Source organism: Gemmobacter caeni, assembly GCF_003054195.1.
Classification (GTDB): Bacteria; Pseudomonadota; Alphaproteobacteria; order Rhodobacterales; family Rhodobacteraceae; genus Gemmobacter; species Gemmobacter caeni.
Genome location: NZ_QBKP01000027.1, coordinates 16,272 through 33,613, shown reverse-complemented (window position 1 = coordinate 33,613; position 17,342 = coordinate 16,272). Strand labels below are relative to the sequence as shown.

Annotated in this window: 21 protein-coding genes; 7 read left to right on the top strand and 14 right to left on the bottom strand. The window is 65.3% G+C overall.

Translation table 11 applies throughout. The features are described 5' to 3' along the window. Window positions 1–315 precede the first annotated feature (315 nt). On the top strand, window positions 316–729 hold the full coding sequence (locus tag C8N34_RS23560; protein ID WP_242013901.1) for an MbcA/ParS/Xre antitoxin family protein: 414 nt from the start codon (window positions 316–318) through the stop codon (window positions 727–729). After that, entirely contained in the window at window positions 726–1,421 is a 696-nt protein-coding gene (locus C8N34_RS23555; protein ID WP_199750763.1) for an RES family NAD+ phosphorylase, read from the top strand. Before C8N34_RS23560 ends, C8N34_RS23555 begins: the two co-directional genes overlap by 4 nt. Before the next feature lie 25 nt (window positions 1,422–1,446). Here C8N34_RS23555 and C8N34_RS23550 read toward each other — a convergent pair whose 3' ends face one another. Further along, complete coding sequence (locus C8N34_RS23550; protein ID WP_108130756.1) at window positions 1,447–1,689, bottom strand: WGR domain-containing protein; 243 nt, start codon at window positions 1,687–1,689, stop codon at window positions 1,447–1,449. Window positions 1,690–2,058: 369 nt separating this feature from the next. Between C8N34_RS23550 and mobC the strand changes: the two genes are divergently transcribed. The 3 genes from mobC to C8N34_RS23535 are packed head-to-tail and all read left to right on the top strand — an operon-like array spanning window position 2,059 to window position 6,657. Then, entirely contained in the window at window positions 2,059–2,643 is a 585-nt protein-coding gene (gene mobC, locus C8N34_RS23545; RefSeq protein WP_158640802.1) for a plasmid mobilization relaxosome protein MobC, read from the top strand. After that, on the top strand, window positions 2,630–4,756 hold the full coding sequence (locus C8N34_RS23540; RefSeq protein ID WP_108130754.1) for a relaxase/mobilization nuclease domain-containing protein: 2,127 nt from the start codon (window positions 2,630–2,632) through the stop codon (window positions 4,754–4,756). The genes mobC and C8N34_RS23540 overlap by 14 nt, the downstream gene beginning before the upstream one ends. 8 nt (window positions 4,757–4,764) lie before the next feature. Further along, window positions 4,765–6,657: a type IV secretory system conjugative DNA transfer family protein gene (locus C8N34_RS23535; RefSeq protein WP_108130753.1), complete on the top strand. Its 1,893-nt coding sequence runs from the start codon at window positions 4,765–4,767 to the stop codon at window positions 6,655–6,657. Between the two features lie 207 nt (window positions 6,658–6,864). Here the strand turns inward: C8N34_RS23535 and C8N34_RS23530 are convergent, their stop codons facing one another. From C8N34_RS23530 to C8N34_RS23510, 5 genes are all read right to left on the bottom strand, one after another. Then, window positions 6,865–7,314: a hypothetical protein gene (locus C8N34_RS23530; RefSeq protein WP_108130752.1), complete on the bottom strand. Its 450-nt coding sequence runs from the start codon at window positions 7,312–7,314 to the stop codon at window positions 6,865–6,867. Window positions 7,315–7,378: 64 nt separating this feature from the next. Continuing rightward, the gene (locus C8N34_RS23525) at window positions 7,379–8,308 is read right to left on the bottom strand and encodes an ImmA/IrrE family metallo-endopeptidase (protein WP_108130751.1); all 930 of its coding nucleotides are present in this window, start codon (window positions 8,306–8,308) and stop codon (window positions 7,379–7,381) included. Continuing rightward, window positions 8,298–8,837, bottom strand: coding sequence for a helix-turn-helix domain-containing protein (locus C8N34_RS23520; protein ID WP_108130750.1), 540 nt, complete (start codon window positions 8,835–8,837; stop codon window positions 8,298–8,300). Before C8N34_RS23520 ends, C8N34_RS23525 begins: the two co-directional genes overlap by 11 nt. A 14-nt stretch (window positions 8,838–8,851) precedes the next feature. Then, window positions 8,852–9,463 (bottom strand): hypothetical protein, encoded by a 612-nt coding sequence (locus tag C8N34_RS23515; protein WP_108130749.1) that lies wholly within the window; start codon window positions 9,461–9,463, stop codon window positions 8,852–8,854. Beyond that, the gene (locus tag C8N34_RS23510; protein ID WP_108130748.1) at window positions 9,460–9,666 is read right to left on the bottom strand and encodes a ribbon-helix-helix protein, CopG family; all 207 of its coding nucleotides are present in this window, start codon (window positions 9,664–9,666) and stop codon (window positions 9,460–9,462) included. The genes C8N34_RS23515 and C8N34_RS23510 overlap by 4 nt, the downstream gene beginning before the upstream one ends. Window positions 9,667–9,796: 130 nt before the next feature. On the opposite strand from C8N34_RS23510, the gene C8N34_RS23505 reads away from it, so the two are divergent. Continuing rightward, window positions 9,797–10,021 carry a DUF2188 domain-containing protein gene (locus C8N34_RS23505; protein ID WP_108130747.1) on the top strand — a complete coding sequence of 75 codons (225 nt, stop codon included), beginning with the start codon at window positions 9,797–9,799 and terminating at the stop codon, window positions 10,019–10,021. Window positions 10,022–10,025: 4 nt separating this feature from the next. Beyond that, window positions 10,026–10,235, top strand: coding sequence for a hypothetical protein (locus C8N34_RS23500; RefSeq protein WP_108130746.1), 210 nt, complete (start codon window positions 10,026–10,028; stop codon window positions 10,233–10,235). 383 nt (window positions 10,236–10,618) lie between these two features. Here C8N34_RS23500 and C8N34_RS23495 read toward each other — a convergent pair whose 3' ends face one another. The 8 genes from C8N34_RS23495 to C8N34_RS23460 form a co-directional block, all read right to left on the bottom strand. Next, window positions 10,619–11,269 carry a hypothetical protein gene (locus C8N34_RS23495; RefSeq protein ID WP_108130745.1) on the bottom strand — a complete coding sequence of 217 codons (651 nt, stop codon included), beginning with the start codon at window positions 11,267–11,269 and terminating at the stop codon, window positions 10,619–10,621. Next, a complete protein-coding gene (locus C8N34_RS23490) occupies window positions 11,266–12,294 on the bottom strand; it encodes an ATPase, T2SS/T4P/T4SS family (protein WP_108130744.1) in 1,029 nt (342 codons plus the stop codon). The genes C8N34_RS23495 and C8N34_RS23490 overlap by 4 nt, the downstream gene beginning before the upstream one ends. 15 nt (window positions 12,295–12,309) lie before the next feature. After that, entirely contained in the window at window positions 12,310–13,617 is a 1,308-nt protein-coding gene (locus C8N34_RS23485) for a TraB/TrbI/VirB10 family type IV secretion system protein (protein ID WP_158640803.1), read from the bottom strand. A gap of 1 nt (window position 13,618) precedes the next feature. Beyond that, on the bottom strand, window positions 13,619–14,251 hold the full coding sequence (locus tag C8N34_RS23480) for a TrbG/VirB9 family P-type conjugative transfer protein (RefSeq protein ID WP_108130742.1): 633 nt from the start codon (window positions 14,249–14,251) through the stop codon (window positions 13,619–13,621). Between the two features lie 95 nt (window positions 14,252–14,346). Continuing rightward, the gene (locus C8N34_RS23475; protein WP_108130741.1) at window positions 14,347–15,036 is read right to left on the bottom strand and encodes a VirB8 family type IV secretion system protein; all 690 of its coding nucleotides are present in this window, start codon (window positions 15,034–15,036) and stop codon (window positions 14,347–14,349) included. 28 nt (window positions 15,037–15,064) lie between these two features. Beyond that, complete coding sequence (locus C8N34_RS23470; protein ID WP_108130740.1) at window positions 15,065–16,069, bottom strand: TrbL/VirB6 family protein; 1,005 nt, start codon at window positions 16,067–16,069, stop codon at window positions 15,065–15,067. Next, entirely contained in the window at window positions 16,069–16,554 is a 486-nt protein-coding gene (locus C8N34_RS23465) for a hypothetical protein (protein ID WP_108130739.1), read from the bottom strand. The genes C8N34_RS23470 and C8N34_RS23465 overlap by 1 nt, the downstream gene beginning before the upstream one ends. Further along, on the bottom strand, window positions 16,554–17,339 hold the full coding sequence (locus C8N34_RS23460) for a type IV secretion system protein (protein ID WP_108130738.1): 786 nt from the start codon (window positions 17,337–17,339) through the stop codon (window positions 16,554–16,556). Before C8N34_RS23460 ends, C8N34_RS23465 begins: the two co-directional genes overlap by 1 nt. Window positions 17,340–17,342 lie beyond the last annotated feature (3 nt).

The window sequence follows — 17,342 nt, the reverse complement described above, 5'->3', positions numbered from 1 at the left end:
TGAAACGCGCCCCTCGCAGCCGTCAACGCCATGATTTATATGCGAAATATCACGATTACGACAGCGAAATCAGCGACTTACTTGGAGAATGTGGGGTCAAGTGTTGTGGTGAAGGTTGATCGTTAAGCATTCATCTCAACCTTGCGTCTGGGTTTCTTCTGGGCGCGCTGTTTGCCAGGAGCATCGGTCGGTTTGTCGGATTTTTCCCTGTGCAGGTGGGATTGCTTGTTCGACTGGCCAACTAGGTTTCCAGCTTGATCTTGACAAACGGCAGTAAATAGAAGATATGTTGCCAACAGACAATGGGAGGCATCCATGCCCCAACTTCGTCTCATCGACCCCCAGCACGGCGCAGCTGCCCCTCAGTTCAACGATGCCGAGACGCAGGCGATGCAGCGCGCCTTCGTGAACCTCGCCGCACTCTGGGAGATCACCGATGAACAGGCGGCGGTTCTGATGGGCGACATTTCGGTTCGCACTTGGCGGCGTTGGAAGGTTGGCGACCTCGGGCGCGCGGGCATCGACGTGGCAGCGCGCCTTTCGAATCTGATGGGCATCCACAAGGCCTTGCGACTCCTCTTCAAGGAGCCCGCGCGGGGCTATGGCTGGATCAAGCGCCCGAACGATGTATTCGGCGGCGCGAGCGCGCTCGACGTCATGCTCTGCGGCCAGATCACCGACATCATGCGGGTGCGACGCTATCTCGATGCTATGCGGGGGCCCTGGTGAGGCCACCGACAGCGCGGGTCATCTGGGACCGCTATCACCGCCTGATCAACTCGGCCTACCCGCCCATCGATCTCTTCGAGGATATCGCGGACCCGGCCGACTGGCTGCTTCTCGCTTCTGCGGAAAGCAAGACCAACCCGCGGCTTGCCGCGAGCATAGGCAACCTCGATCTCGTCCCAGCCGGACGGCGGGTCGGTGGTCCAAGATCGTCATACGTGATGGCGCCCTTCACCCATGTGAGCCCGGATCATCGGGGCCGGTTTCACGATGGGACGTTTGGCGCGTTCTACGCGGCGGATGATTTCGAGACGGCGCTCTTCGAGACGATCCACCATACCCTAATGTTCTGTGCAGCGACCCGTGAGGCGCCCGGCTGGATCGCGGACAAGCGTGAGCTGATCGGCCGGATCGATGCTGATCTCACGGACATCCGGCACGGCTATCCGCACCTGCTCGACCCCGATGACTACACCGCATCGCAGGCCTTCGCGCTTGCCGAAAAGGCCGCCGGTTCGGTTGGCATCGTCTATCCGTCGGTCAGGAACCCGGGTGGGACCTGCTTCGCAGCCTTCTATCCGGATGTGATGTCGCCGCCCGTTCAAGGTCGCCATCTGACCTACCATTGGAACGGGGCAGCGATCGACATGGTCAAGGACCTTGGGAACTCGCAGGTCTTTGCGGTCCTGCCATAGTCCTTGGGGGCAGGGGACACCACCGTCAGCGATACCCGCGGAGCCGCTTCCGCCTCTCGACCGCAACAGCCTGGCGCATTGCGACCGTGAACGATGGGAAGGTCTGAAGCATCGCCTGTCCCCTGGTCCCGATGCGCCCCCAGAAGCGCATGACCGATACCTCACCGAAGAGCGTCGGCTGCAGCGCGATCGCGTAGAAGCGCGCCATGTTCAGGTCGGGATCCCGTCGCGTCATGGACAAGGGTTCGAAATCGAGGCCGTGGCTCATCGCACCAGTATCGGCAGTCACTGTCGACCTGTCCAATGACGATCCGGAATCGTGAGTCTCCCATCGATTCCGAGGAGTGATGCTTCCAACATCAGTTGCAGCGTCGATGTAGGGTTCACTTGGGAACGAAGGCCCAACCTCCCAGAGTGGCGCGGGACTCCTTCTGACGGCCCGAGAAGAGGCAGCGGAGCCAAGGCAGACGTTTGAGCCGATCAAGACCCCGCACCTCCCGCCGCCCTTTTCCCCCTCCCGGGCTCTTTGACCCGAACCTCACAAATCACGCAAACAGGCTTGAAAGATGAAAACAGACATGAGAGAAGCAGATGGCAGGAAATGCAGAATGTATACGCCCCGGAGCGAGCCCCGCCGATGACCTCCCATCCCCGCGCGCCACAGACGACCGCTGCCGCCCGTCCGGCAGCTTTCGCAGGTGCTTCGAAGGCGACCGGGCGCGCCGCTGAGCGAGCGGGGCAGTCGGCCTACGACGATGCGTCCGGTGGTGAACCTCCCGGCCCGTCGCTCTCGCGGCGCCCGACGACGGGTGGCCGGATCCTGAGCGTCCGGGTCTCCCGGGAAGAGGCGCTGGCCTTCGATGCCGCGACCCTATCGGCCGGGTTCACCTCGCGGTCCGAGGCGCTGCGGGTGCTGGTGCGCGGGGCAGGGGGTGCGGTGGCCCCCCTGCCGGAAGAGACCGAACTCCTGGTCAGCCTCACGCGCGAGTTGCACAAGATCGGGGTCAATGTGAACCAGATCGCGCTCGCCGCGAACCGACGGCAGATCGCGCTCGTACGCGCCGAATGGGACGAGATCGGTGCGTTGCGGAAGTTCCTGCCCGAGCTTCGGCTCGCGATCGGTCGGCTGGTCGGCTTACGCCGGCAGGCGGGTCGCGCGGCTTTGGGCACGGCCGCAGGGGCGTTGCAATCCGGGATGGGGAAGGGGGATGGCGGTGCGTGATCCGGTCGGTCTCGCCCCTTCCCGGGGGCCCGGTCTGGTCGAGGCGCTGATCGGCGAGATCGGTCTCACGCGCGGGGCAGGGCGGGTCCGCACCTCCGGCGCAGGCGGCCTGGAGTATGGCCGCGGTGGCATCTCGGCCTCGCCGCGGGCGCGGACGATGTGGCAGCTCTCGCAGTCCTCCAATGCCGTGGTGCTGAAGAAGATCGCCCGGGGTGGGACGGGCACGGCGCAGTCACTGAGGGCGCAGATGGCCTATCTCTTCGGCAAGGCCGAGGGGCTCTTCGGGAACATGGTCGAACACGACCCCGAGGCCCGCTCGCTCTCGGAGGAGGAACGCCTCGCCATCGCCGCCGACTGGTCGGCGGGCTGGCGGGGGAACCCAAAGAACGGTCACACGACGCATCTCCTGATCTCTTTCCCCGCCTTCGTGAAACCCGCCAAGGCGCAACTCATCGCCGAGGCCTGGGCGGCGGAGATGTTCCAGTCGGGCGCGCATCAGCATGACGAATGGGCCTATGTGGCCGCCCTCCATACTGACCGTTCCCACCCGCACGTGCATATCGTCCTCAACAACCGGGGGCTCGTGAACGGGTTCTGGTTCTTCATGGCCAAGGGCCACGCCTTCAACCTCGCGGTGATGAAGGAGCGCCTTGCCGGGATCGCGGAGGAGGAAGGCGTCTATCTCGACTGCTCGTCCCGCCGGGACCGGGGCATCCTGAGCTACGGTCCGACCCGGGCCGAGATCGAGCGGGCGCGCCGCGAGGAGCGGGCTCCCCGCGAGGTTCTTTTGAGCGGCCCCGTTCTAGAGGCCGCGCTCGCCGAGGTGCGGGCCAATGCGGCGGTGCTGAAGGACCTCGCCATGGTGGCGGAACTGGGCGGTCTCGCAAGGGCCGCGGACCGGATGCGCGAGGCGAGTGAGGTCCTCGCGCGCGGCGGCATCATCCAGCCGCTGATGGATGTCCCCGACAAGAGTGAAGGAGGGCCGCCGATGGCCGGCAGCAAGGATGGGCGTGAGGTTGAGGAGCGCGGCCGGGGCTCGGCGGTGGAATCGGCGGGCGCCGGAGGTGAGAAGGCCCGGGAGGAGAGAGAAGCGGGCGGCGAGCGCCGTGGCCCGGACCGCGAGGCGCGCGCGGAGATAGCGCCGCCCGCGACGCGGCGCGGGCTCGAAACCTATTTCGCGGACTGGCTGTCGCGGACCGAGGACAAGATCGCGGCCCTGCCTCCCGAGCGGCAGGCACCGCTCTGGCGTGAGCTGCGCGACATCGCCTCGGATGTCGTCCGCACGCTCGGGGACAGCCGCGGCGCTGAGTTGATGACCCGCGATCCGGTGTCGCGCCTTCATGGTGCTGAACTCACTGAGCGCGGCGATGGGCGCGCGACCCTAACGATTGGCAGGGACCAGCGCGACCTGAACGCCGATGAGGCCAAAGAGCTGAAAGCATCGCTTCGCGCGGCCGCGACCGAGGCCGGGATAGACCCTTCGCAGGTCGAGGCCCGCCTGGCCCGTCCGGCCCCGAGCGCCTTCCAGGAGCGCGAGCGGGTGACCGCGGACCTGCGCGACGTCGCCGAACGTCAGAAGCTGGACCTCTCGACCGAGGAGGGGCGGACGACGGCCGCGCGCCGCGTCGATGCCTTCTACGCGCAGGCCGCGAAGATCCTCGATAAAGCACTCGCGATCGAGCGTGTGGCGGAAGCGGTGCCGGGACTGCCCCGGGCGCTCAAGGCGATGGCCGAGGTACGGGTCGAGGCTGGGCAGTTGCGCTTCGAGAGCGAGGCGCAGGCTGCGGCCTTCGCTGGCGACATGGCGGCGCGCTATGGCAAGACCGCGATGCAGGATCTCGCGCGCGGCAAGGACGACGCCTTGAAACGGGACTTCCCCGACCCGGCGGCCCGCGCGGCCATCGCCCGCGCCGTCATGACGGTCGCGACTGTCCATGAGACGACCGGTCTTTCCCTCGCGGAGGCGCAGCGTGGTATCCAGCTTTGGGACGCGCGCGCGAAGGAGATGGAGGCCGGGCGTCACGTCGATGCCGATCGCAGGTCGAGTCTATCAGGCGATCGAGACCGGGAGCGACAACTTACCCGGGACCGCAGCCGCGACCGCGAGCTTTGAGGCAGCCGATGGTCTTTGCCCTCCGTCTCGCACTCGGCGCTGTTGCCGGAATTGTCGTCGGTCTTCTGATCGGCGGCCTAACCGTCACCTGGAAGCTGGGTCTGCCCCTGAACTCGGGCGATCCCCTCATCCTCCTCACGGGGTTCCCCGGATGGCCCGAGGTCACCGACGCACCCTGGTCCACGGGCTGGCTCATCGTCGTGGTCTCGACCGCGGCCTTCGCGGCCTTTGCGCTCCTTCTCAGCGTCACCGCGCGCCTCACAGAATACGGCCAGGCGCATTTCCAGAGCCGGGCGGAAATGAAACGCAACGGTCTCCTGAAACCCCTCGGCGCGGGTCTCGTATTTGGCAAGCTCGGAACACCCTCCTCCCGCAAACCCTTCGTCGCGGCCGAGTTCGCGAAGTTCCCGCATTGCCTCGTCGTGGCTCCGACCCGCGCAGGCAAGGGCGTGGGCTACGTGATCCCGAACACGCTTCTCTTTCCGGGCAGCGCCGTCATCCTCGATGTGAAGGGCGAGATCTTCGAGGCGACCGCGCGGCATCGTCAGGCGCAGGGCGACCGCGTCTTCCGCTTCGCGCCGTTCGATTTCGAGAACGCGACGCATCGCTACAACCCGCTCGAGCGCGTGGCCCGGATCGAAAACCCCGAGCAGCGCTACACGGAACTTGCCAAAATCGCGGACTACTTCCTGACCGTCTCGGACAAGGGCACCGCGAGCGACTTCCTGATGGAAGGCCGCGAACTCTTCGTCGCGGCAGGCCTCCTCGCCATAGAGCGCGGCCGCCCGACGCTCGGCGAGGTAAGCCGCATCCTCTTCGCAAAGGGCGCGACCCAAAGCGAATACGCCGCCCATGCCGAGGAGGTCCGGCACGGCGCCGCCCGCAACACGTTCCGCAAGTTCGCGGGCTACAGCGACCGGACGCTATCCTCGCATGCCTCGGTCCTGGGCGGGGCTGGCATGAGCCTCTGGAACAACCCGGCCGTCGACCGCGCGACCTCGGCCAACGACATCGCCTTCGGCACCCTGCGGAAGCTGCCGCAGACGATCTATGTCGCCGTCAACGCCGATGACATCCGCACGCTGTCGCCTCTCATCCGCCTCTTCTTCGGGGAACTGATCGCCACGCTGCGCGGCAGCCTGCCCGACCCAAAGGCCGAGCCCTGGCCGGTGATGATCCTCCTCGACGAGTTCGACCAGCTCGGCCCGATGCCCATCGTCGAGCAGGCCCTGAAGCAGCTTGCAGGCCACGGCGCGCGGGTCTCGATCATCACCCAGTCTATCCCGGGTCTCGACAACATCTATGGAGAGAACGTCCGGCTCTCGCTTGAATCCGCCGCCGGGATGAAGCTCTATCTCAGCCCCAACGAGAAGAAGACCGCGCAGGAGGTTTCCGACGCGCTCGGGAAGACGACGAAGCTCGCGACGTCGGACAGCTACGCCCGCGATGCCTCGCTCTTGACCCGGCGGTCACTTTCCCGGCGCATGGAAGAGCGGCCCCTGATGTCAGCCGACGAGGTCAAGAAGCTCGACGCGAACATCGCGATTCTGATCCCGGAGCGACAACAGCCGCTTCGGGTCCGGCGGATCGTCTACTACGAGGATGCGGTCTTCCGGGCGATCTACGCGGCGCAGGCGGGGCCGCTGCCGTATCCGGTGCGCCAGGACCCGGAGGTGGCTATACTGCGGGCTGAGGTGGCAGCGCTGAGGTTGTCCGTAACTGCGGGCGCGAAGGGGGTGGTCGCGTTCAGGTCAGGAGACGCAGACGGGATCGCGGCGGAGGTGGTTGACGGAGTTGCCGTCCGACTGGAGGTTTCTGAGGAGGGAGGGCAGATGCAGAACGCAGCGGAAGTGATAGCCAGGATGCGGGCGTTCGACGAAGCAATATCCGCTGGTCAGTAGGGACTGGTGTCGATCAAGAGGCGACACTTGATCCGGCTGTACTGCGACTGACGGTTAGGGGCGGAGAGCTTTCATTCACTGCGGAGCTGCCGAACGGCCGCTCTGGGCCTTGCCTCCCGACCGGTACTGGCCTGCGGCTTGCTGACACGGGCATTCCAATGACTGGCCTGATGCAGGCTTCATGGACTGCGACGCCCGAAGTGGCCTCTATTTTGTGACCATCAAACGACAGGCCAGATGCAGTTCGCCCCAGCGGGTGGCGAATGTCTCCGAGACCTCGAACCAGCTGCCATCATTGCCGGCGCCATGGTTCGCGCCCATGCAGGAGCACTGGCACTCGTGGCCGGTCGCGTTGAGACAGGCCGTCGCGCATTTCTCCTGTTCCCGGTACGGCTGAATGACATAGAGGAAGCCATAGCGGTGTAGCGCCTGCTCGACGAAGCCGTTGAACCAAGCTTTCGGCACCTCCCAGCACCGATGCTCTGGCAGCCAGACCCCCGCCGTCCGTTTGCCGGCCTGCAGCCAGCGGCGGTTGTCTTCGGCGAATGGCAGCCGTATCCGCAGGCGCTGACCCTTGCCGCCCCGCCGCAGCACCACGGGGGTGCGGGTCTGGTTCCAGACGGATTTGAGGGACAGGTCGGCGGGGTCGAAACTCATGTGTTCATCGCTTTCCGGCAGACTGCCCCCGTCGGGGCTGTGGGTCAGGCGTGTCCGGCGACGATCAGAAGCCGATCACCCTGCGATAGGGGCCGACGAAATGGCCCATGGTCAGCAGGTCGTAGCCGTTGCAGAAACTCGTCAGGTGGAACTCGCAGGCATCGCCATTCGCATCGGTGAACAGGCAGCGGCCCTCGCCCATCGGACCCCGGCGGCTCCGCCGGACATAGCTCGACATCGCCGAATACGTTTCGGCGTCGGTGACGTGTCCGAACCGCTGGGCAAAGCTGTCGGACCGAATGAAATAGGCGACATCGTCGTTGCCCGCCCTGGCACCGATGTCCCGATGGTACGGGTGGCGTCCGATCATGCCAAATGCCGGCACAGCGGCATCCCAGCAATGCACCGTCTGCCACAAGGTGGTGGTGATGGTGTTGCCGTAGTCCTTCGACAGCTTCTGGAGGGCTTTCCAGTCGAGCGCATGGTCGCGCACTTCGGCGGTAAAGCGGTCGCCGAGGAAAATAAGCTGCCGGGCTCCGAAATTCGCCTCGGCTTCCATTTCCTGATGGCAACGGGGACTCAACGACTCCTCATTGTCGCCGAGCAACAGGCTGCGGTGCCAAGGCAGAAGATCGTGCGTGATCTCGTGGGCCTGGATGAACCGCCGCTTCTTGTCCACGACCTCTTCGTCGATATAGATTTGCCGCTGCTCCGGCACGATAAGCGCCTTCAGCCCGGCCTTGGTGACGACGTCAAACATGCGCCGGGCGGTGGTCGTGATCCGGTTTCCCGCCAGCGTCACCCGGTGCGCCATCTCATCGAGCAGATTCAGGTCGGCTTTGCTGTAGTAGGTAAGGTCCAGTTTCTGGAGCGCCCTGACGTCTTCCAGCCTGAGGGGCGGCTCAGGATTGCCGAGGTCGCGCAGCAGCCGCCGGATCGAGGCTTCGATATCGGCGGCTGCAAACGCATCGACTCTCGGATCTTCATTTGCCATCCGCTTCGGTGCCACCCTTGTAAGCGGTCAGAAACTTGACGAAGTCGTTCAACCCGCGACGTTCGGCCCGCGACAGCCCCGACAGATCGTCCGAGCTTGCCGCGAACTTGTAGACCGCCTCGTCCAGCGACTGATCCACGACAGGCGCGTCCGGCAGCAGGTTCAGCAACGCCTTCGCCGGCACTTTCACATACTCGGCCAGATTGTGGATCGTTCGCGGTCTCGGCGAATAGCGCGGGTCTTTCTCGATGGTGGCGATCTCGTCTACCGACACGCGGATGCGTTCTGCGAACTGTGCAATGGTCAACCGGTCCCGGCGGCGGGTCATGTGGATGAGCAGGGCGAGCGGCGCGTCCTCCCGTTTGGGAGCGCCGGCAACGGCTACAGCCTGAGGCTGTGCGGCCGCCTCTGCGGCCTTGACCACATCCGCAGAACGGCGAATGACACGCCCGGCTTCGACATCGGCGATCGGATCGTTCCCGATCTGCCGTCGCAGCCAGTCGTTATCGACACAAAGCTTCATAGTCATTCCTCCTTTCTTCGTTACGGCCGGGCAGCGATCAACTGCCGGGCCTGAGTTGTGGATAGCTCGAAGTATCGCAGATTCTGATACGCGTCGTCTTTCCCCATATCCGTCATGTTGAGCCGGTTGCGATAGAAGGCCTCCGCACCCGGCAGGGAGTGCAGCCCGATCCGTCCCGCGAATTCCTCCTCAATACTGAGCGAAACGGCCGTCATGAACAGGAGCCGGCCGACGCCCTTATAGGTCGGCGTTGCGGTCAGACCCGGCCTGTTCCACGGCGCCGTCGCCAGAAAATCCACGTAGATCAGCGGCGCGCGCGGATGCTCGGGATGGCGGCTGAAGCATTTCGGGCCGCCCTTGACGACAAGCATCATGCCCTGTGTCCTGGCATCCGCCTCGATCCCGAACAACTCGTAGCTGAGTGGATTCTGCAAGGCCTGCAGCGCCTTCGCGGCCCACTCCCAGTGCGCATCCTCCGGCGGGTTCTCCGGTGCGGCCGCATCAAAGATAGGCGTCCAGTCCGCTTCGATGCTCCGAAGGGTGTCGAGGTCTATGCCCTGAAACAGGGAAGCATCGCAGAAGGCACCCCTGCCGAGATCGAACAGCGGAACTGTTGCGATTATCTGTTTCACAGCACCATCAACTCGGTCTTTTCGGCCTTGTCGGCACTTTCGACAAAGACCTTCTCGCCGCGCGCCAGGCGCTCGTCGACTGATTTGTAGAGCCGCAGAGCCTGCCGGACGAGCGCGGTCTTCGACAGCCCCTTCTCCTCGCACATGCGTTCGAGAACGGTCATTTCCGTTTCCGTTAGGTTGAGCGTCATCGTTCGCTTCATCAGGGGCCTCCTTCGGCTCGTCCATATAACGCCGGTCTCAGGATGTGTCAACCAAAAACAATCATAAAATAGCTTGAAAATAGCTAATTTTCATGTATTTTATGGCTATCTTTCCTCTAGGAGAAGACCAATGTCCAAACAAAATCAGCACATTGTGCCCCACCAGCGCGGCTGGGCCGTCAAGGGTGCCGGGGCGGAGCGGGCCACGTCGGTTCATCCGACCCAGCGCGAGGCCATCGAAGCCGGGCGGGACATCGCCCGCCATCAGGGCTCAGAGCTTCTGATCCATGGCCGCAACGGCCAGATCAGGGAGCGCGACTCCCACGGCAACGACCCCTATCCCCCGAAAGGCTGACGGCATGACCGTGAAGTTCCGTTACAAGGGCCGCAGTTTCGGATCGGCTCAGTCGCTTGGCGCCGCGCTGAAGCGCGATATGGCCCAGACCGTAGACCGGGCGTTGCGCGGTGCAGCGTCCGCCTCCGGTGCCCAAATCCGCAAGACGGGGAAGGGTTACGAAATCGAGGGCACGCCGGACCAGCTCGCCCGCTTCAACCGGCGCTTGCGCTAGTGCCGGTTTCTGACCGGTCGAGTCCCGCTCGGCCGGTTGGGAGCCCTGCCGGATTGAATCCTATCGTGACGGTAGGCTGTTCATCCCAAATCAAGGCGAGTATCATCGTATTAGCACCAAGATGCTGCTCGAAAGCGGCAGCCGTCGCGGCTTCGTGGCCTGCAAGTACTTTCAGGCGTACGCAAAGCCGGGCCCAAAGGTTCGCCAAATACCGCGCCCGCAATTGGGCACCGCCATCAGCTAGGGCTCCGCCGGCTGTGCCGTCGCCGCTAGGCCTGCGGAACTCGAGCTTCCGGACTCCGACTTGAGAAGCTTAGAGACATAGACGGGCCGATTAGCAGACGTCGACCAGAAGTCACACGAATTGCAGCTTTGGGCCGTTTTCAGCGCTCCCACTCTTCTGACCCTTGGGTGAATTGTCGGCCATCCGCCACCTTTACTCTTCCAGATTCGCGTAGATTGCCATCCGCCATTTCATTTTCCCTTACCCATCCAACTGCAGCCTCACGACCGCGGCCGACGGCATATGCGTCTGCAGCGGCTTTGAGCACCGGCCCCGGCAAAATGTCGGTACTACGGCTGGCCCAAAGTTGCACGGCCTTTACAGGGACTCGAAAGGCGAAAGACTCGAGATCATCGACCAGCCTCGAGTCAACGCGGGCAGCTTGGGCCGGTCCCTTGACTGCAGCGACCTCGCCTAGCCTTTCCTTCAACGACTGCTCCATCGCCTCCAGGAACCCTTCTCGGAACGCTGCATCTGGCGCATGCGACGCCGGAAGGCTCTTGAAGTAGCGCGGCTCTCCGCCCGGATGAACGCCATGGATCTCCGTTCGCGCCATCGTCCGCGCGCTGTTCCCCAATGTGTGCGTCACACTTGGTCGCTCCGCCGGATCGGCCAGGAAGAACGCCCGCCCGGCCTCCCGTGGGTCCGCGAAAGTCTCCGCCTTGCCTGAGACACTTGAGTAGACCGAGAACACCTCGCGAGGTTTCCTACCCGGCCCCTTGTCGTCCGGTGTGTCCGGATCCGCCGTCACGCGGACCTCCGCGCTCCGGCGAGGCGATCAAGCAGCGAAGCGCCCTCTTGCCGATTCGCACCCGGTACCCAGACCTCGACGACTCCGCGCTTCTCCCCGTCCCGTCCCATCTGGACGATCACATCGATCGAACCTTCGAGATAGCGGATGACCTCGGCGTAGCCGAGCCGTGTGCCCGAGGCCATGACGAGGAGGGCGAGCCGGTCGAGGGCCTTGCGGGCGCTCTGGGCGTGGATGGTGGTGAAGGACCCGGCATGTCCGGTGTTGATCGCATCAAGGAAGGTCGCGGCCTCGAGGCCGCGGAGTTCGCCGAGGATGATCCGATCGGGGCGCAGGCGCAGTGTCGCCTGCAGGAGATGGTTGGCCGAACGCTCGGTGCCTTCCTCGCGGGAGGCCAGAAGGCAGAGCGAGTTGCGCTGCCGGGGCCGGAGTTCGAGCGAATCCTCGATGGTGACGATCCGCTCGTCGTCGTGGACGAGATCGAGAAGCCGCCGCCCGAGTTCGGTCTTGCCGGTCGAGGTGCCGCCGGAGACGATGACGTTGAGCCGATGCGCGACGAGAAGCTTCAGGAGATCGTCGACGCTGCCGGTCTGCCCAGCCTCGACCACTTCCGCCACGAGCTTGCGGCGCTCTTCTTCACTGTTGCCTGCACCCCGCCGAAGGAACTCGAAGGTACGGGGCGCGGTCTGCACCTCGGGGCGGAAGGCCCGGAAGGAGAGGGTGGTGCCGGAGGGCGACGCCGGGGCACCGACGATCTGGGCGCGGAGCGAGAGGCCCTGGTAGGTGACGGTGGCCGAGACGAGGGGTGAGGTCTCGGTGAAGCGGTTGTTGGTCGAGTTCGCGATCTGGGCCGCGAGATCGCGGACCTGCTCCCGGGGCAGGGCGGATTTCGGGGCGGGGGCCATGTGGATGTCGCCGGCGCGTTCGGTCCAGACCGTTCCATCGGGCAGGATCGCGACCTCGATGACCGTGGGGTCGAGCAACACCGGATCGAGCCGGCCGAGATAGGTCGCGAGATAGCTCATGCACCCGGTCCCCTCTCAGAACATCTCGATGTCGGCATCGACCCGGATCAGGACGACGGTGCCCTGGTTCACGTAGATCGTCGGTGCGATGGTCAGATAGTCGCCCAAGACGGTCCCGATGCTTTCGGTGAAACCGTCACCAATATCCTCGACGGCATCGGTGGCGTTTTCGTCCTCGACCTGAGCCGCAGCGACGGCGGGTGCGGCACCGATGATGGAGATCAGCGCCGCCGACCCAAACCTCTTCAGGAAATGCGTCCGGACCTTGCCGGGAAGCCCGGAGCGTCCGACCGGATCGGTGCCATAGGCGGCGAGGTCGACCGACTGGCCGTCCGGGGTGACGAGCCGGTCCCAAGCGATGAGGACGCGGCGTTGGCCGAGATCAGTGTCGCTGTCATAGCGCCCGTAGAGCTTCGCCCCGCGGGGCACGAGGACGCGTGACATGTCGAAGGACCAGACGTCATGGCTGACCTGGGCCACGACGTTGCCGGCGAGATCGGTCGAGATCGCGGTCTCGAGCGCGGCTTCGATCAGCGTGCCCTGGACCAGGGTGGAGCCCGGGTTCGCGATGATCTCGGCCGTGCGTACCTCCGCGCGTCCCGCGCCCTCGCGCAGGAAGGCGGCATCGCCCGTCGCTTCGCGCGCGGTCTCGCCATCGGGCCCGCCACCACTCGCGCCATCCCGGAAGGCGACCATATCCGAGTTGATACGCGCCGCTTCGAGCGCCTCGGCCTCGGCACGCCGGCGGGCGAGCTCTTCCTCGCGCCGTGCGGCTGCCTCGCGGGCGGCGGACTCTTCATCGGCAAGGAGCGCTCCTGCCTCGATCTGCGCGCGCAGGCGCTCGTTCTCAAGCTCGGCGTCCTGCAGGGCGGCCTCGCGCGCGGCCGAGGCCGCCTCTACCTCATCGATCCGCGCCTGCAGGGCGGCGAGCGCTGCCTCGTCCGCGACGGTCACCGTCTCCGGGTTGGCCCGGAGCCGGGCGATCTCGGCCTGAAGCTCGGCGACGGTCGCCCGCAGGCTCGCGAGTTCTGGGTCTTCCGACGTCGGCGTCGCCTGAGGCAGGGCAGGGGCTTCGTCCTCGCGAATGCGGAATCCGTCGAGCCCAGCATCCTCCTGGAATTCGGTCGCGGTACTCGCGGGCAGGCCCTCCTCCGGCCCCGCTTCAGGCGCGAAGGCCACAATCCAGGCACCGACCCCGAGCCCTGCGACCCCGGTCACTGCCGACAGCACCCATGGGTTCACCCCGCGCTTTCTCTTCCCGGGACCTTTCAGGGCCTCGAGACGGGCGGCGAGGCGGGCTTCTTGATCGGGGGTCTCGGCCATCTCATTCGCCCTCGATGCAGAGATACGCATCGCCATAGCGCAGGACGTAGCGGGCCGAGCGGCTCGTCACGGTGATGCGCGTGCCCTCGACGCGGGCGTTGATCGAGGTCTCGCGGCCACGTTCATCGGCCCCGAAGACCGTCGGCATCGGCGCATCGGGTGGGATCGTGAAGGTCACCTTCCGACCGTCATCGACGATCGAGAGCGGCGCGAAGTCGGGCAGGTCGCGGCGCTTAAGGAAGCGGTAGGTCAGTGGCGTTCCCGGCGGGATGTCGGAAGCGACAGCAGCCGTGCGCGCGCCCGGCACGGTGAACTTCACCGAGTACATCGGCTCGCCGCGCGAGACCTCTTGAACGTAGAGGAAGTAGATATGGCGGTTGGTCTCGACGGTGACGTTGGTCGCCGCACCCGCGACGACGGGTTTCAGGATGAAGAGGTTGGGGCGCTCGAGCTTATCGACCTTGAAGCTTTCGAGATCGCCGATCGCCACAGACTGGATGCGCTCGCCATCGCCGAGCTCGACCAGCGTCACCGTCTTGAGCTGCGTGCGGATGCGGTAGACCTGGCCCTCGTGATAGGTCGCATAGGTCACACGGACATCGCGGCTGCCAGGGGAGGGGGCCACCTCGGCCATGAGGGTTCCCGGGAAGAGGACGAGGGCGGTGAAGGCGGCTGCCGCGAGAGTGGTATGACGGGCTCGGTGCGGGTGGGTGGGGGAGGGAACGTTGCTCAATTCTGGGCCTCGAAGGTTTCCGCGGTGACGCGGTAGTCGGTCACGAGGAACCCGGTCGGGTTCTCCCAGACGAGTTCGATCGCGCTCTGCCGGGACGGGCTGAAGCGGAAGCTGACGGTCGCGTAGAACTTGCCCTCGCGCGGCGGATCGCCAGTGCGAAGCAGCGTCTTCACATAGCGGACCTGATAGGTCGCCTCCGTAATCGGCGTGATCGAGGTGATCTCGACCGTCGCCTTCGAGTTCGCCCCATAGACGTTCGGCGGGTAGTTCGGGTTCGCCTCGGACCAGAGCTCGGTCAGCGAGGTTCGTGCGGCTTCGACGGATCGGGTATAGACCCCGAGGATGCGCGCCTCGTTGTCATGCGCGTCGAAGGTCTCGCGGTCGATCACATAGGAATAGAGAAGCGCCTGCTTGATCCCCTCCGCCTGGTCGATCCCGGCTCGCTCGACCGAGACCACCCGCTCCGCAACGCCAGTGTCCTTGTCGACGATGGTCAGGAACGCCTCGGTCTCCTTCAGAGGGAGGACGAGGACCACGGCCGTGATGCCCAGGACCCCGATCAGCGTGCCGCCGAAAGCGATGGTCCAGGCGAAGCGCTCGCGGCGCTTGATGCCGAAGGCCATCTCCTCTTCGAGTAGTGTGCGCGGGGCGTGGTTGTGCAGGGCATCGGATCGTTCGGTCGTCATCGGAACTCGTCAGGTCGGAGGTGTGGGATCAGCCGCGCGCCTTGATCAGGCTCTCGAGCCGCATCCGCGTGGCGCGGCCGAGATCAGCGTACGTGCGGTCGCGCTCGCGCTCGGCGAGACCGGAGGTCTTGCCGTAGACGGCGCCCGAGGTGAACTCGCGCGCCCGGGGCGCGGCGAACTCGCCCGCACGGGTCAGGGGCCGCGCGGTCACGCGCAAGGCTTCCGGCGCGATATGGGCGAGGTTGATCTGGCCGGTGATGTTCGCTGCGGCATGCGGGATGGCGCGAAGCGCGAAGAAGCCGACGAAGCACATGACGAGAAAGCCGACGATCGCGCCGATGTTCGTCACCTCGGCCGCTTCCCGATGCACGTCGTTCGCGACCGTGATCACCGTGCCGATAATGGCCGCAGCCGCGATCGGATAGAGGAGATAGCCGAGAAGGGCGGAAGCCCAGGCCTCGAAGAGGTTCTTCGTGCGTTCGAAAATGGTGGCGAGGATCGCGAAGGGCGCGAGGCCCAGGAGGAAGGCGATCATGATCTTCGCGAAGGCGACGATCAGGACATAGGCCGCCATCAGGAGCGCGAGGACCCCGTAGAGCAGCGCCGCAATCACGCCGCGCATGATCGAGCCCTGGGCCTGGCTCACCGCATCGACGTTTTCGGCCATCTTCAGCGCGAAGCCGTCCATCGCGGTATAGGTGTCGCCCTCGGCGAGCGCGTCGCCCGTGACGCCGAAGTAGGACAGCGCGAGATTGCCCGTGCCGGAGGAAAGCGCCTCGTAGAGCGCCGAGAAGTTGGCCCAGGAGAGGCCGAAGATCAGCACGAGCACGATCCGGATCGAGAGCTGGACCGCGTCGCGCATCGAGATCGTATAGACGTTCAGCGCCGCATTGACCCCGACGAGAACGAGGAGGATCGTGAGGAAGGCGGTGTAGAGCGGACCGACCGAGGCGGCCGTCGTCTCGAAGAAGGTGCGGCCCGCGTTCGAGATCGCGGCATCGAGCATTCCGAGCATCTCTGAGACGAGATCCATCAGAAGGACCCCCCGCACATCCGCTCGACGGCGCCCGTGAGGACATCCGCTTGGGCGGCGAAGGCGGCGGTGTGCTTGATCTCGACGCGGCCATGGGCCTGCTTGAGTGCTTCGTAGACGCGATCCACGTCTTCCCAGGGCGCGACCTTGCCTGCGCAACCGCAATCCTTCGCCTCGAAGGCCAGCCGGGCGCGGAGCCAGCTGTAGATATCGCGTTTCCGGGCATGGTCTTCGGTCGCGACGCTTTCGGCGCGCCAAGCCCGGTACCCGTCCGGCCAGAACGCCTCACAGTCCTGGAAGCGGACATTTGCGGCATCCGGGAGTGGCGTGACGTTCTCGATTCCAGCGGGCAGGGGCGCGACCTGCAGGAACTCGTCCTCGATCGTCTGAGCCATCGCAGGTGCAGGAAGCGTCACGCCGAACGCGACCAGGATGCTGACCAGTCCCGGACTCCCCTTCTCCTTCCCGGCAAACTCTCCCGACATCACTCGTCCCCCAGCACCTTAATGAACTTCCGCTCCTCGGCGGCGGTGGCGGCATCCATCACTCCGGCCTCGCCCATGCCGACGACCTGGGCGGCTTCCATCGACCAGATATTGGCAAGCGCGATGGCGAGTTCCGCCGTCACGCGGGTGTTGAGATCGATGGCCTCCTTGAGCCCGTCGGTCTCGGGGATCGTGGCCACGAGTCGGTCGACACGCTCCAGGCTCGCGGTCGCATCCTCGGCCGAGGCTTCGGCGGCGACGGAGAGAAAGGCGGCCGTGTTGGCGGCCGTCCCGATCCGCGCGGCGGCCGGGTCCTCGCTTGCCGCAAGACCGTCGACGGTGCTGCGGTCAAGCCCCGCGTCCTCGAAGAAGCGGTCAACATGGGCGCTGACGGCCCCGCCCCCTACCGTGCCCGAGGTCAGGACCGACTCCCAGTCGCCGGACTTCGCGGCCTCGACGGCGGAGGTCAGCTCCGAGAAATCCGGCAGGACGTCGCGGAGGAAGGTTTCCGGGTCGAACTCGAGTTTCAGGATGTCGAGGCTTTCGCGCAGTGCGACCAGTTGATCGCCGAGGAGCCTGATCTGTTCGAGCTGTTTCAGGATCTGGTCGTCGAGCTTGAGGTTCTGCGCGATCATTTCGCGCAGCTGCAGCTTCGCCTCGGCCAGGACCTCGACGATCTTGGCGAGATTGGTCGTGTCAATCGTCGGAACCCCCTGGGCGCGGGAAACACCCGGCAAACCGGCGGTCGAGATCAGAAGGGCAGCGATGAGAGCGAAGCGGCGCATGGG

Coding starts and splice junctions, on each gene's coding strand:
- C8N34_RS23560 (WP_242013901.1), top strand. CDS start 316: ATGCCCCAACTTCGTCTCATCGACCCCCAGCACGGCGCAGCTGCCCCT.
- C8N34_RS23550 (WP_108130756.1), bottom strand. CDS start 1,689: ATGAGCCACGGCCTCGATTTCGAACCCTTGTCCATGACGCGACGGGAT.
- mobC (WP_158640802.1), top strand. CDS start 2,059: ATGACCTCCCATCCCCGCGCGCCACAGACGACCGCTGCCGCCCGTCCG.
- C8N34_RS23540 (WP_108130754.1), top strand. CDS start 2,630: ATGGCGGTGCGTGATCCGGTCGGTCTCGCCCCTTCCCGGGGGCCCGGT.
- C8N34_RS23535 (WP_108130753.1), top strand. CDS start 4,765: ATGGTCTTTGCCCTCCGTCTCGCACTCGGCGCTGTTGCCGGAATTGTC.
- C8N34_RS23530 (WP_108130752.1), bottom strand. CDS start 7,314: ATGAGTTTCGACCCCGCCGACCTGTCCCTCAAATCCGTCTGGAACCAG.
- C8N34_RS23525 (WP_108130751.1), bottom strand. CDS start 8,308: ATGGCAAATGAAGATCCGAGAGTCGATGCGTTTGCAGCCGCCGATATC.
- C8N34_RS23520 (WP_108130750.1), bottom strand. CDS start 8,837: ATGACTATGAAGCTTTGTGTCGATAACGACTGGCTGCGACGGCAGATC.
- C8N34_RS23510 (WP_108130748.1), bottom strand. CDS start 9,666: ATGAAGCGAACGATGACGCTCAACCTAACGGAAACGGAAATGACCGTT.
- C8N34_RS23505 (WP_108130747.1), top strand. CDS start 9,797: ATGTCCAAACAAAATCAGCACATTGTGCCCCACCAGCGCGGCTGGGCC.
- C8N34_RS23500 (WP_108130746.1), top strand. CDS start 10,026: ATGACCGTGAAGTTCCGTTACAAGGGCCGCAGTTTCGGATCGGCTCAG.
- C8N34_RS23490 (WP_108130744.1), bottom strand. CDS start 12,294: ATGAGCTATCTCGCGACCTATCTCGGCCGGCTCGATCCGGTGTTGCTC.
- C8N34_RS23485 (WP_158640803.1), bottom strand. CDS start 13,617: ATGGCCGAGACCCCCGATCAAGAAGCCCGCCTCGCCGCCCGTCTCGAG.
- C8N34_RS23480 (WP_108130742.1), bottom strand. CDS start 14,251: ATGGCCGAGGTGGCCCCCTCCCCTGGCAGCCGCGATGTCCGTGTGACC.
- C8N34_RS23475 (WP_108130741.1), bottom strand. CDS start 15,036: ATGACGACCGAACGATCCGATGCCCTGCACAACCACGCCCCGCGCACA.
- C8N34_RS23470 (WP_108130740.1), bottom strand. CDS start 16,069: ATGGATCTCGTCTCAGAGATGCTCGGAATGCTCGATGCCGCGATCTCG.
- C8N34_RS23465 (WP_108130739.1), bottom strand. CDS start 16,554: ATGTCGGGAGAGTTTGCCGGGAAGGAGAAGGGGAGTCCGGGACTGGTC.
- C8N34_RS23460 (WP_108130738.1), bottom strand. CDS start 17,339: ATGCGCCGCTTCGCTCTCATCGCTGCCCTTCTGATCTCGACCGCCGGT.